General features: G+C 67.5%; 15 protein-coding genes. 9 read left to right on the forward strand and 6 right to left on the reverse strand.

From position 1 onward, the window contains the following. Nucleotides 1–32: 32 nt before the first annotated feature. From BST11_RS14965 to BST11_RS14975, 3 genes are all read right to left on the reverse strand, one after another. Nucleotides 33–575, reverse strand: coding sequence for a DUF1003 domain-containing protein (locus tag BST11_RS14965; RefSeq protein WP_083138710.1), 543 nt, complete (start codon nt 573–575; stop codon nt 33–35). Beyond that, complete coding sequence (locus tag BST11_RS14970; RefSeq protein ID WP_083138711.1) at nt 572–1,882, reverse strand: magnesium transporter MgtE N-terminal domain-containing protein; 1,311 nt, start codon at nt 1,880–1,882, stop codon at nt 572–574. The genes BST11_RS14965 and BST11_RS14970 overlap by 4 nt, the downstream gene beginning before the upstream one ends. Before the next feature lie 81 nt (nt 1,883–1,963). Next, complete coding sequence (locus BST11_RS14975; protein ID WP_083138712.1) at nt 1,964–2,383, reverse strand: DUF4190 domain-containing protein; 420 nt, start codon at nt 2,381–2,383, stop codon at nt 1,964–1,966. A gap of 94 nt (nt 2,384–2,477) precedes the next feature. Between BST11_RS14975 and BST11_RS14980 the strand changes: the two genes are divergently transcribed. From BST11_RS14980 to BST11_RS15005, 6 genes are read left to right on the forward strand one after another with little or no spacing between them, the layout of a single operon-like run. Then, nucleotides 2,478–3,005 (forward strand): general stress protein, encoded by a 528-nt coding sequence (locus BST11_RS14980; protein ID WP_067316962.1) that lies wholly within the window; start codon nt 2,478–2,480, stop codon nt 3,003–3,005. 4 nt (nt 3,006–3,009) lie between these two features. Next, nucleotides 3,010–4,413, forward strand: a complete 1,404-nt coding sequence (locus BST11_RS14985) for an extracellular solute-binding protein (protein ID WP_083138713.1) — start codon at nt 3,010–3,012, stop codon at nt 4,411–4,413. Then, nucleotides 4,410–5,282, forward strand: a complete 873-nt coding sequence (locus BST11_RS14990) for a carbohydrate ABC transporter permease (RefSeq protein ID WP_142276362.1) — start codon at nt 4,410–4,412, stop codon at nt 5,280–5,282. Before BST11_RS14985 ends, BST11_RS14990 begins: the two co-directional genes overlap by 4 nt. Then, nucleotides 5,279–6,100, forward strand: a complete 822-nt coding sequence (locus BST11_RS14995) for a carbohydrate ABC transporter permease (RefSeq protein WP_083138714.1) — start codon at nt 5,279–5,281, stop codon at nt 6,098–6,100. The genes BST11_RS14990 and BST11_RS14995 overlap by 4 nt, the downstream gene beginning before the upstream one ends. 4 nt (nt 6,101–6,104) lie before the next feature. Further along, nucleotides 6,105–7,271: an ABC transporter ATP-binding protein gene (locus BST11_RS15000; protein WP_083138715.1), complete on the forward strand. Its 1,167-nt coding sequence runs from the start codon at nt 6,105–6,107 to the stop codon at nt 7,269–7,271. After that, nucleotides 7,268–7,846, forward strand: coding sequence for a suppressor of fused domain protein (locus BST11_RS15005; protein WP_083138716.1), 579 nt, complete (start codon nt 7,268–7,270; stop codon nt 7,844–7,846). The genes BST11_RS15000 and BST11_RS15005 overlap by 4 nt, the downstream gene beginning before the upstream one ends. Before the next feature lie 85 nt (nt 7,847–7,931). On the opposite strand, the gene corA is transcribed toward BST11_RS15005, so the two are convergent. Beyond that, nucleotides 7,932–9,032, reverse strand: a complete 1,101-nt coding sequence (gene corA, locus BST11_RS15010; RefSeq protein ID WP_083138717.1) for a magnesium/cobalt transporter CorA — start codon at nt 9,030–9,032, stop codon at nt 7,932–7,934. Between the two features lie 121 nt (nt 9,033–9,153). Here corA and BST11_RS15015 point away from each other — a divergent pair, with 121 nt between their 5' ends. From BST11_RS15015 to BST11_RS27170, 3 genes are all read left to right on the forward strand, one after another. Next, nucleotides 9,154–10,143, forward strand: coding sequence for a malate dehydrogenase (locus BST11_RS15015; RefSeq protein ID WP_083138718.1), 990 nt, complete (start codon nt 9,154–9,156; stop codon nt 10,141–10,143). 138 nt (nt 10,144–10,281) lie between these two features. Continuing rightward, nucleotides 10,282–10,869 carry a peptidyl-tRNA hydrolase gene (locus BST11_RS15020; protein ID WP_142276363.1) on the forward strand — a complete coding sequence of 196 codons (588 nt, stop codon included), beginning with the start codon at nt 10,282–10,284 and terminating at the stop codon, nt 10,867–10,869. Between the two features lie 15 nt (nt 10,870–10,884). Further along, nucleotides 10,885–11,223 carry a hypothetical protein gene (locus tag BST11_RS27170; RefSeq protein WP_142276364.1) on the forward strand — a complete coding sequence of 113 codons (339 nt, stop codon included), beginning with the start codon at nt 10,885–10,887 and terminating at the stop codon, nt 11,221–11,223. Nucleotides 11,224–11,488: 265 nt separating this feature from the next. On the opposite strand, the gene BST11_RS15025 is transcribed toward BST11_RS27170, so the two are convergent. Then, nucleotides 11,489–11,677 (reverse strand): hypothetical protein, encoded by a 189-nt coding sequence (locus BST11_RS15025; RefSeq protein ID WP_083138720.1) that lies wholly within the window; start codon nt 11,675–11,677, stop codon nt 11,489–11,491. A 132-nt stretch (nt 11,678–11,809) separates the two neighbouring features. Further along, the coding region (locus BST11_RS15030) for a tyrosine-type recombinase/integrase (RefSeq protein WP_342351736.1) at nt 11,810–12,352 on the reverse strand (543 nt) is incomplete at its 5' end.

Below are 12,352 nucleotides of genomic sequence, written 5' to 3' on the forward strand. Positions count from 1 at the left end.
GTGACGGGAGTGGCGCAATGGCGGATTTGAGATTAGCGGGATTTCTTAGCCACCCGCTGCCAGTCCTCGTCCGCACCCACGGCCCCCCCGTCCGCGCCTTCCGGCAGTAGCTCGGCCAGCATAGTGCGGATGTCCTCCAGCTCGTGGCGCAGGTACTCGCGCGTCGCGACCTCGCCCACGGCCAGCCGCAGCGCCGCCAGCTCGCGGGCCAGGTATTCGGTGTCGGCCTTGGTCTGCGCGGCGCGGCGACGGTCCTCCTCGAGCGCGACCCGGTCGCGGTTCTCCTGGCGGTTCTGGGCCAGCAGGATCAGCGGCGCCGCATAGGCGGCCTGGGTGGAGAAGGCCAGGTTCAGCAGGATGAACGGGTACGGGTCCCACCGCAGCGCGGCCGCGAACACGTTCACCAGAATCCAGCCGACCACCAGGATCGTCTGCAAAAGCAGGTAGCGGCCGGTGCCGAAGAAACGCGCGATCTGCTCGGTGATCTGCCCGACGGCCTCGGGATCGAGACGCGGCGAGTATCTGCGCGACGTCCGCGGGGTGTACAGGCGTCGCGGTGCCGTGGATTTGCTCACCCGGATCCTCCCAGTCGTCGTTCGATGCGGCCGGTGGTGTCCAGCTCCTGCGCGTCGCGGCGCCAGTCGTGCGGCAGCAGGTGGTCGAGCAGGTCGTCCACGGTCACCGCGCCCAGCAGGTGGTTCTGGTCGTCGAGCACCGGCCCGCACACCAGGTTGTAGGCGGCGAGGTAGCGCGTCACCGCGCCCAGCGGGGTCTCCGGCGACAGGGTGAGCAGGTCGCTGTCGACGATCCCGCCGACCAGCTCGGCCGGCGCCTCGCGCAGCAGCCGCTGCAACTGGACGACGCCGAGGTAGCGCCCGGTGGGGGTGGCCGTCGGCGGGCGCACCACGAACACCATGGACGACAGCGCCGGGGTGAGGTCGGGATCGCGGACGCGCGCCAGCGCCTCGGCGACCGAGGTGTCGGGGGTCAACACCACCGGGTTGGAGGTCATCAGGCCGCCGGCGGTGTCGGGGGAGTGGGTGAGCAGCCGCCGCACCGGTTCGGATTCGTCGGGGTCCATGCGGGTGAGCAGCATCTCGGCGTCGGTCGGGTTCAGCATGCCGAGCAGGTCGGCGGCGTCGTCGGGATCCATCTCCTCGAGCACGTCGGCGGATCGGTCGGTGCCCAGCTGCGAAAGGACGTCGGCCTGGTCCACCTCGGGCAACTCCTGCAGGATGTCGGCCAGCCGGTCGTCGTCGAGCGCCTTGAGCACCTCGTAGCGCCGCTTTGGGGGCAGCCCGCGAATCGCGTCGGCCACGTCGACCGCCTTGCGGCCGGCGAACTGGTCGAGCAGTTGCGCCACCCCCTGCCCCGGCAGCGCCAGCGCCGACGGGGTCAGGCCCTGCACGTTGTGCCAGTCGACGACGTGCGCGGGGCCGCGGCGTCCCAGCCGCCGGTGGGTGCGGACGGCGACGCGGGTCACCAGCCAGTCCCGGGTGCGGATTTGCTCGATGCCCAGGTCGGTGATGACGACCTCGACGCCGGCCAGCTCGGGCAGTTCGGGATCGCTGACCTTGACGGGGGTGTCGAGCACCTGGCCGATCGCCAGCACCTCGCCGGGCCGCTGCTCGAAGTGGCGCAGCGACACGTTGCCGGTGTTGAGCGTCACCGCGTTGGGCTCGATCGCCGCGACGCGCAGCATCGGGATGAAGATGCTGCGCCGCGTCGCGAGGTCGACGACCAGTCCCAGGACGCGGGGCTGCTGGCGGACGATGCTGATGCTGATCACGACATCGCGCACGCGGCCAAAGCTTTCGCCGAGCGGGCCCAGCACCAACATCCGGGCGAGCCGCGCCACGTAGACCCTGTTGACCGATGCCATGCAGAAGAGCCTATTCAGCCGAGGCCGCGATGGCAGTCGACCATGCCGCAGTGGCGGGTCGCCGCGGTCCGATCAGTTCCGCTAGTGGGAATGGATGCTGAACATCGCGATGATCAAAAACACCACCAGGCTGCCGACGCCGATCACTATGCCGGCCACGGCCAGGCCGTAGCCCTCCTGGCGGGTCTGCTTGATCTGGTTCAGCGCGATCACGCCCAGCACGATGGCCAGGATCGAGCCGACGACGCACAAGAGGAACCCGCTGAACGACGCGATGAGCGACGCGATTGCCAGCCCGTTGGTCCCGGCCTGAACCGGGTAGTCCGGCGTCGGGTAAGGACCGTCGGGATAGGCGGGCGGGGGCGCGTAGCCGGGCGGCGGCGCATAGCCGGGCGGCTGGGGCGCATAGGCCGGGGGGTAGTCGGCCGGCGGATCCCACGGCGGTGTCCAGTCGTCCCGGCCGCCCGAGTCGTCGCCGAAGCCGCCGCCGGAAGCTGACATGGGTTCAACCTAACCCATGCGCCGCGGCCGCCTCCGTCGCGAATCGACGGCCCGGAAGTGAGAAGATGGCGGAGGCGGAGGAGAGTGAGCAGCGATGACTAGTCCGTTCCAGCCGGGTCAGGTTCCCGGCGCCACGCCCGCGGGCCCCGCGGCCGCCCGGCGCGGCGTGCCCTCATTGCCGACACCGCCCAAGGGCTGGCCGGTCGGGTCGTATCCCACCTACGCCGAGGCGCAGCGCGCGGTCGACTACCTGTCCGAACAGGAATTCCCGGTGCAGCAGGTGACCATCGTCGGCGTCGACCTCATGCAGGTCGAACGCGTCACGGGCCGGCTGACGTGGCCGAAGGTGCTCGGCGGCGGCGTTCTCAGCGGGGCCTGGCTCGGCCTGTTCATCGGGCTGGTGCTCGGCTTCTTCAGCCCCAATCCCTGGGCCGCGCTGGCCACCGGCCTGGTCGCAGGCGTGTTCTTCGGCCTCATCACCTCTGCCGTTCCGTACGCAATGGCAAGGGGCACGAGAGATTTCAGCTCGACCATGCAATTGGTGGCCGGCCGCTACGACGTGCTCTGCGATCCGCAAAACGCAGAAAAGGCGCGGGATCTGCTGGCGCGCCTGGCGATCTGAGGCTGTGATTCGTCATGGGCGCGCACGCCGGATAGGCGCGACCGCCCTGGCCACCCTCACCGTCGCGCTGTCCGCGTGCGGCTCGACCGGTCACGGGCTGGTGATCAGCTTCTACACGCCGGCCACCGACGCGGCCACCTTCACCGCGATCGCCCAGGAGTGCACCAAGCAGTTTCGGGGCCGCTTCGCGGTCCGGCACGTGAGTCTGCCCAGGGGGCCGGGCGAGCAGCGGGTGCAGCTGGCGCGGCGGCTGAGCGCCCACGACCGCGGCCTGGACGTGATGGCGCTCGACGTGGTGTGGACCGCGGAGTTCGCCGAGGCGGGTTGGGCGCTGCCGTTGACGGACGACCCGGCCGGGCGAGCCGAGGCCGACGCCACCGTCGACACCTTGCCGGGCCCGCTGGCGACGGCCCGGTGGAAGCACGAGTTGTACGGCGCGCCCGTGACCACCAACACCCAGTTGCTGTGGTACCGGCCGGATTTGGTGGGCCAACCGCCGGCGACCTGGGACGCCGTGGTGGCCGAGGCCGCCAAGCTGCACGCCGCGGGCCGGCCGGCGTGGATCGCCGTGCAGGCCAACGAGGGCGAGGGCCTGGTGGTGTGGTTCAACACGCTGCTGGTGAGCGCGGGTGGTCAGGTGCTCTCCGACGACGGCCGACAGGTCACGCTGACCGACACGCCCGCCCACCGCGACGCCACCGTGCGCGCGCTGCGGATCCTCAAGTCGGTGGCCACCGCCCCGGGCGCCGACCCGTCGATCAGCCGTACCGACGAGGGCACCGCGCGGCTGGCCGTGGAGCAGGGCAGGGCTGCGCTCGAGGTCAACTGGCCCTATGTGCTCGCGTCGATGCTGGAGAACGCGGCGAAGGGCGGCGTGCCGTTCCTCCCGCTGAACCGCGACCCCGCGCTGGCCGGCAGCATCGACGACGTCGGGACGTTCGTGCCCACCGACGAGCAGTTCCGCATCGCCTACGACGCCAGCAAGAAGGTGTTCGGTTTCGCACCGTATCCCGCCGTGGCCCCGGGCCGGCCGGCCAAGGTGACCATCGGCGGCCTGAACCTGGCGGTGGCCAGCACCACCCGCCACCGTGCGGAGGCGTTCGAGGCGGTGCGCTGCCTGCGCAGCCTGCAGAGCCAGAAGTACGTTTCGATCCAGGGCGGCCTGCCCGCGGTGCGCACCACGCTGTACGGCGATCCCCAGTTTCAGGCCAAGTATCCGATGTACACCATCATCCGTCGGCAGCTCACCGACGCGGCCGTGCGCCCGGCGACGCCGGTGTACCAGGCGTTGTCGCTGCGGCTGTCGTCGGTGCTGAGCCCGATCACCCGGATCGACCCCGAGCGCACGGCCGACGAACTCACCGCTCAGGCGCAGCGGGCCATCGACGGCAAGGGGCTGCTGCCGTGACCGAACGGCGGCTTGGCCTGGCGCTGGTCGCCCCTGCGGCGGTGCTGATGCTGGTGGTGACGGGTTACCCCATCGCCTATGCGGTGTGGCTTAGCCTGCAGCGCAACAACTTTGCGACCCCGAACGACACCACCTTCGTCGGGCTGGGTAACTACCAGACGATCCTGTCCGACCGGTATTGGTGGACGGCGCTGGCGGTGACGCTGGGAATCACGGTGGTGTCGGTGTCGATCGAATTCGTGCTGGGCCTGGCGCTGGCGCTGGTGATGCACCGCACGCTCGTCGGCAGGGGCCTGGTGCGCACCGCGGTGCTGATCCCCTACGGGATCGTCACCGTCGTCGCGTCGTACAGCTGGTATTACGCGTGGACCCCGGGAACCGGGTATTTGGCGAACCTGTTGCCGCAGGGGAGCGCCCCGCTGACGCAACAGATTCCGTCACTGGGCATCGTTGTGCTCGCCGAGGTGTGGAAGACCACGCCGTTCATGTCGCTGCTGCTGCTCGCGGGGCTGGCGCTGGTGCCCGAGGATCTGGTGAAGGCAGCGCACGTCGACGGGGCAGGCGCCTGGCGGCGGCTGACGAAAGTCATCCTGCCCATCATCAAGCCGGCGGTCGTGGTGGCGCTGCTGTTCCGGACGCTGGACGCCTTCCGCATCTTCGACAACATCTACGTGCTGACCGATGGCGCCAACACCACCGCCTCGGTGTCGATCCTGGGCTACGACAACCTGTTCAAGGGCTTCAACCTGGGGCTGGGTTCGGCGATCAGCGTGCTGATCTTCCTGTTCGCGGGCGTCATCGCGCTGGTCTACATCAAGCTTTTCGGCGCCTCCCAACCTACTTCACCGCCGCCGGGCGAGGGCGTATGAACGGGAGGCGCGCCTTCTGGGCGGCGGTCGACACGGCGGTCGTGCTGTACGCGCTCGTCCCGGTGCTGTGGATTGTGTCGCTGTCGCTCAAACCGTCGTCAACGGTCAAGGACGGCAAGCTGATTCCGTCGTCGGTGACCCTCGAGAACTACCGCGGCATCTTCCGGGGCGAGTTCTTCAGTTCGGCGCTGATCAATTCCATCGGGGTCGGGTTGATCACCACGGCGATCGCGGTGGTGATCGGCGCGATGGCCGCCTACGCCGTTGCCCGGCTGGACTTTCCCGGCAAGCGGCTGCTGATCGGCGCCGCCCTGCTGATCACCATGTTCCCGGCCATCTCGCTGGTCACCCCGTTGTTCAACATCGAGCGGCGGGGGGGGCTGTTCGATACGTGGGGCGGGCTGATCCTGCCCTACATCGCTTTCGCGCTGCCCCTGGCCATTTACACGTTGTCGGCCTTCTTCAGGGAGATCCCGTGGGACCTGGAAAGGGCGGCCAAGGTGGACGGCGCCACGCCGGGTCAGGCGTTCCGCAAGGTGATCGTGCCGCTGGCGGCCCCCGGGCTGGTCACCGCGGCCATCCTGGTGTTCATCTTCGCCTGGAACGACCTGCTGCTGGCGCTGTCGCTGACCGCCACCGAGGCGGCGATCACCGCGCCGGTGGCCATCGCGAACTTCAGCGGCAGCTCGCAGTTCGAGGAGCCCACCGGATCGATCGCGGCCGGCGCCGTCGTGATTACCGTCCCGATCATCGTATTTGTTCTAATTTTCCAACGACGTATTGTCGCCGGGTTGACCTCTGGCGCTGTGAAGGGATAGCGCGATGGCGGAGATTGTGCTGGAGCACATCAGCAAAAGCTACGCGGACGGCTCGTCGGCGGTGCGCGACCTGAGCATCACGATCGCCGACGGCGAATTCCTGATCCTGGTGGGGCCGTCCGGCTGCGGCAAGACGACAACGCTGAATATGATTGCCGGGCTTGAGGATATATCGTCGGGCGAACTGCGCATCGACGGCGTGCGGGTGAACGAGAAGGCGCCCAAGGACCGCGATATCGCGATGGTGTTCCAGTCCTACGCGCTCTACCCGCACATGACCGTGCGGCAGAACATCGCGTTCCCGCTGACCCTGGCCAAGATGAAGAAGGCCGAGATCGCGCAGAAGGTGGCCGAGACGGCGAAAACCCTTGACCTCACCGAACTTCTGGACCGCAAGCCCGCCCAGCTTTCGGGCGGGCAGCGGCAGCGGGTCGCGATGGGCCGCGCGATCGTTCGGCACCCCAAGGCGTTCCTGATGGACGAGCCGCTGTCCAACCTCGACGCCAAGCTGCGGGTGCAGGTGCGCGGCGAGATCGCCCGGCTCCAGCGCAGGTTGGGCACCACCACCGTCTACGTCACCCACGATCAGACCGAGGCCATGACGCTGGGTGACCGCGTGGTGGTGATGCACGGCGGCGTGGCACAGCAGATCGGCACCCCCGAGGAGCTTTACGAGCGCCCCGCCAACCTGTTCGTCGCGGGGTTCATCGGCTCGCCGGCGATGAACTTCTTCCCCGCGACCCTGACGTCCTTCGGGCTGCGGCTGCCCTTCGGCGAGGTGACGTTGCCGCCGGAGGTCCAGCAGGTGATCGAGGGGCATCCGAAACCGGCCGGCGTCATCGTCGGGGTCCGCCCCGAGCACCTGGCCGACGCCGCGCTGATCGACGGGTACCAGCGGATCAGGGCGCTGACCTTCGAGGTGAAGGTCGACCTGGTCGAGTCGCTGGGCGCGGACAAGTACGTGTACTTCACCACCGCGGGCCCGGCCGTGCACGCCGCCCAGCTCGACGAGCTGGAGGCCGAGGGCGAGGTACACGAAAACCAGTTCGTGGCAAGGGTTCCCGCCGAGTCAAAGGCGGCCCTCGGACAGTCGGTCCAGCTGGCCCTCGACACGTCGAAGGTGGCGGTGTTCGACGCCGGCTCCGGGGCGAACCTGACCGTCGCGCCGTGACCGCGATCCCGGACCGCGTTCGCGCGCACCTGCGGGAGCACTTCGCTGGGTTGCAGCCCGATTCGGCGAGCGTGACGTTTCTCGGTGTCGAGCCCATCGAGGTGCTGCGGTTTGCCACCGGGGGATTGGTGCACTACATCTCGGCGGGGTGTTCGCGGCATCCGATGACCGATCCCGCGGAGATCGTCGCCGACCCGCTGCGTGGTCCGCGCGCCGAAGTCGTGCTGCGGCTGCGCAACCCGGGATCGGTACCGGGGCTGGCGCGCAGTCTCGCGATTGTCGCCGCCGCGCCGGCCGTCGAGGGAACGGTACTGGTGCCCGACGCGCTGATCGACCTCGGCGCATCGCTATGGGCGCGCGCGCCGTTCACCGCGGTGTTGTTGGGCCCCAGCGATATCCCGGCGTTACCGCTGGACCCGCCCGCGGAGCCGGTGACCTTCCTGGCGGCGACCCCGATCACCGCGACCGAGGCCGCGTGGGTGCGCCTCAAGGGCCCCGAGGCGATGCACCAGGCCTGGGACAACGACGGCGTCGACGTGCTGGACCCCAAACGCCCCGCGGCACAGCCACGCTGACGCCCACCGCCCCCTTCATCGAGCGTGCATCTGTTGCGAATTTTTCGCCGAAATCTCGCAACAGATGCACGCTCGGCGGAGAAGGTTACAGCCAGTCGCGGTTGCGGAACTGGAAGTACAGCACCAAACAGACGACGGCCATGACGGCCATGACCGCGGGGTAGCCCCACGTCCAGTTCAGCTCGGGCATGAAGTGGAAGTTCATCCCGTAGATCGCGGCGACCATCGTGGGCACCGCCAAGATGCCGGCCCAGGCCGCCATCTTGCGCATGTCGTTGTTCTGCTGCATGCCGACCCGGGCCAGCGCGGCCTGCACCAGCGAGTTGAGCATGTCGTCGTAGCTGGCGATCTGGTCGGCGGCCTCGGTGTGGTGGTCGGTGACGTCGCGCAGATAGCGCCGCACCTCCTTGGAGATCAGGTCCTTGTACTCCGTCTGAATCCGTTGGAACGCAACGCTCAACGGGTTGACACAGCGGCGCAGCTCGACGACCTCACGCTTCAGCATGTAGATCGGTTCGACGTCGATCTTGCGGCCCGGCGAGAACGCCACCTCCTCGATGGCGTCGATGTCGTTTTCCATCAGGCCGGTCACCGCGAGGTACTGGTCCACCACGCAGTCGGCGATGGCGTGCATCACCGCGTACGGTCCCAGCCGCAGCTGCGCGGGGCGGGCTTCCATCTGCTTGCGCACGTCGGACAGCCCGCCGTGCTCGCCGTGGCGGACGGTGACCACGAAATCCTTCTCGACGAAGACCATCACCTCGCCGGTCTCGACGATCTCGCGGGCCAGCACGACCGATTCGTGCGGGACGTAGTTGACGGTCTTCAGCACCAGGAACAGCGTGTCGTCGTAGCGTTCGAGTTTGGGCCGCTGGTGGGCGTGCACGGCGTCCTCGACCGCCAACGGATGCAGCCCGAACACGTCGGCCACCTCTTGCATGTGGCTCTCGTCGGGCTCGTGCAGTCCGATCCAGACGAACGCGTCGCGGCCCGTCAGCGCGATCTCGCGGACCTTGCACAGCGCGTCGGCGTAGCCGTAGCTGCCGGGCAGCCGCTCGCCGTCGACGTAGACGCCGCAGTCGACCAACGGTTCGGCGGGCTGAGCGACGGGGTGGACGTGGGGTACCGCACGGGGTCTCACCACCGGTCGCAACGCTTCCGGCAGCGCGTCAAACCCGGGAGACACGGTGCTCAATGCTACGCGTCCGGCCTGGTAACGGACCGCGATCCGGGGCCCGGCGCGGGTGCGCTAGTTTCGACCTGATCGAACGAACCGTCCGCGCACGGGGTAAGAGGGGTAACACGACGTGAGCGCAAGTCCTGTCAAGGTCGCCGTCACCGGCGCCGCCGGCCAGATCGGCTACAGCCTGTTGTTCCGCCTGGCCAGTGGGTCGCTGCTGGGGGCCGACCGCCCGATCGAGCTGCGCCTGCTCGAGATCGAGCCCGCGCTCAAGGCGCTCGAGGGCGTGGTGATGGAGCTCGACGACTGCGCCTTCCCGCTGCTGTCCGGCGTTGAGATCGGCGCCGACCCGAACAAGATCTTCGACGGCGTGAACCTCGCCCTGCTCGTCGGCGCCCGCCCCCGCGGCCCGGGCATGGAGCGCGGCGACCTGCTCGAGGCCAACGGCGCGATCTTCACCGCCCAGGGCAAGGCGCTCAACTCCGTCGCCGCCGACGACGTTCGCGTCGGCGTGACCGGCAACCCCGCCAACACCAACGCGCTGATCGCGATGAGCAACGCCCCCGACGTCCCGAAGGAGCGGTTCTCCGCGCTCACCCGCCTGGACCACAACCGGGCGATCTCGCAGCTGGCCCGAAAGACCGGCGCCAAGGTCACCGACATCACGAAGATGACGATCTGGGGCAACCACTCGGCCACCCAGTACCCCGACATCTTCCACGCCGAAATCAAGGGCCAGAACGCCGCGGAGGTCGTCAACGACCAAAACTGGATCGAGAACGACTTCATCCCGACCGTCGCCAAGCGCGGCGCGGCGATCATCGACGCACGCGGCGCGTCGTCGGCGGCCTCGGCCGCGTCGGCGACCATCGACGCCGCCCGCGATTGGCTGCTCGGCAGCCCGAAGGGCGACTGGGTTTCGATGGCGGTGCTCTCCGACGGCTCCTACGGCGTGCCGGAGGGCCTCATCTCGTCGTTCCCGGTGACCACCAAGGACGGCAACTGGTCGATCGTCCAGGGCCTGGACATCGACGAGTTCTCCCGCGCCCGCATCGACAAGTCGACCGCCGAGCTGGCCGACGAGCGCAAGGCCGTTACGGAGCTGGGTCTGATCTGATACGGACCAAATTAGGTCTACTAACCGGTAATTAGCTCGTTTGCTAATAATCTACAGACACGCGCTGCGACCTGCGGCGACGCAACCACTTCTACCACCACGGGGCTTCTTGGGTACACTAACTGCGTGGATTGGGGTTTGCTGGACCTTCGGGTCTTATTAGAATCGTGGCTGCGGCTGCTGCGCACCGAGGAAAAGTCGCCCAAAACCATCGCTGCCTACCGGGAGGGCGTGCAGGCGTTCATCACGCGCTGCGAGCACCGGCGGGAGAAGCCCGCCCTGACCAGGGACGCGGCCCTGGCGTTCGTGACTGACATGATGGATGCCGGCCTGTCCACCAACACGATCCGGCTGCGGTTGATCGCCGTGAAGCAGTTCGCCAAATGGGTGAGCGTTGAAGAAGAGGTGGACGTTTCCCGGCTGCTGGCGGTTAGGCCGCCCAGATTGACGCAGGGGCCCGTTCCGGCGCTGCCCGATGAGGATGTACTTGCCATGCTGCGGGCGTGCGCCGGCAACTTCACCAAGATCTGCGTCCGCGTCGAATCCGAGCAAGAACTCGTAGATGTGGTCCGCGCCGCGGAGAGCGCCGGCCTCCTTAATGTCACCATCCGCGACAACGGCAAAACCGAATTCGGCGGGGTGCCCACCCTGACCTGCGCCGCCATCGGGCCCGACACCGACGAAAACCTCAACCCGGTAACGGGAGACCTGAAACTTCTGCAGTAGTTTACAATGGTGACTATGAAACTTGAGAGCTGGATCAACGCCCGCGGCGAAGCGATCCCACTCTTGCCCGAGGACCACGGGCTCGCCCGAACCTACGACAAGGGCTGCCGCTGCGACGACTGTGTGGCCGCCTACCGTAAACGGTGTAAAGAGGCCAAAGAACGACGCAAGCGCCGCCCCATCCCCGAGCACGTTCACGGCACATGGAACGGCTATGCGAACTACGACTGCCGCTGCGCCAGATGCCTGGTGGCCTGTCAGGAAAAATACCCGGACTCGGCGGCCTACCGGCGGGCCAATAGGGAGCGGTTGAATCAGAAACGCCGCGAATACTACAAAGAAACGGGCAAATGAGGCGGCTTCGCTGTTGGTTACTGCTGATGCGACCATAACTACCGCGTCATCGCTATGCTGAGGACCGGTTCAGCGACAAGGCGGTGGTGAATGCTCCGGTTTCAGGCGGCCGGTTCAGATAACGGCTAGCGCCTGCCCGAGAGCCCGCCGCTGCCACCGCTGCCCGAAGAGCACGGCTACGCCTTGACGTTCGGCAGAATTCAACGGGCTATCGACATCGCCGAGAAACGTGGCGGCTGACGGCGGTCTCTCCGCCCTGGTGAATCTACGCTTTCGCTAGCAGCTCATCCCGGTGGTAGAAGGTGTCCAGCGGCGCGTCAGAATCCGGGTCGACCGTGACAAAGATGCGGTCGCCGCGGACGTCAGTGATGACAGCGTTGTACGTCGCGCCACCAATGCGGACACGAACACGGACGCCGGCCTTCAGTTGCTGTGTGGGTCGTCTCGTCACCATGCACTCACTCCTGTCAATGACTTCAAGTGTGCACCAACCACAACGTCTGCGCTAAGGGCAAGGCGCATGAGTGTGCCGCGCCACTTCTTGAAGGCGGAGCTTGAGCAACGCAATAGGACTGGCGAGCCGTGTCTATCCAAACCCCAAATTCAGCCGATCAAACTCAGACGCCGCCAACTCCTCCGCGGCCGTAGACACATAGCGGCCGATCATTTCTCGTGACTTCCAGCCCGCCTGCGCCATCAAACCGGTCTCCGAACCACCACTTCTCAACCACCGCACCGCAGCCGTATGACGCAAACGGTGCGGGTGAAAATTCTTCACCCCGGCCTCCCCGGCCCTTCCCTTGAGGCTTTGGGTAAGCCCCTTATAGTCCAGGGGCGCCCGCTTGCCAATCCACAGCGGGCCATCTTCCCATCCGGCCATTCGCCGGGATCTAATGTATCTCTCCAACGCCGCGGCGCAGGCCGCTGAAAACCGCACCCGCCGCGACTTGCCGCCCTTAGCGCGGCGAATAACAAGGCTGCAATCCCCCGGGGAAACATCCTCAACCCGCAGAGCGAGCAGCTCCCCCACCCGTATGCCCGTTTCCGCCATCGGGGCTGTCTGATTAACGGTGGATCCGACCTTGGCATTGGTTAGTTGCCGGTCGGGGTGATCCGGCCGTTGAAGGTG

This window comes from Mycobacterium alsense (assembly GCF_002086635.1).
In the GTDB taxonomy this organism is placed as follows: Bacteria; Actinomycetota; Actinomycetes; order Mycobacteriales; family Mycobacteriaceae; genus Mycobacterium; species Mycobacterium alsense.

Excerpts from the sequence above, each read along its gene's own strand:
- BST11_RS14980 (WP_067316962.1), top strand. The coding sequence starts at position 2,478 with ATGACTAGTCCGTTCCAGCCGGGTCAGGTTCCCGGCGCCACGCCCGCG.
- BST11_RS14995 (WP_083138714.1), top strand. The coding sequence starts at position 5,279 with ATGAACGGGAGGCGCGCCTTCTGGGCGGCGGTCGACACGGCGGTCGTG.
- BST11_RS15025 (WP_083138720.1), bottom strand. The coding sequence starts at position 11,677 with ATGGTGACGAGACGACCCACACAGCAACTGAAGGCCGGCGTCCGTGTT.
- BST11_RS14970 (WP_083138711.1), bottom strand. The coding sequence starts at position 1,882 with ATGGCATCGGTCAACAGGGTCTACGTGGCGCGGCTCGCCCGGATGTTG.
- BST11_RS27170 (WP_142276364.1), top strand. The coding sequence starts at position 10,885 with ATGAAACTTGAGAGCTGGATCAACGCCCGCGGCGAAGCGATCCCACTC.
- BST11_RS15000 (WP_083138715.1), top strand. The coding sequence starts at position 6,105 with ATGGCGGAGATTGTGCTGGAGCACATCAGCAAAAGCTACGCGGACGGC.
- BST11_RS14975 (WP_083138712.1), bottom strand. The coding sequence starts at position 2,383 with ATGTCAGCTTCCGGCGGCGGCTTCGGCGACGACTCGGGCGGCCGGGAC.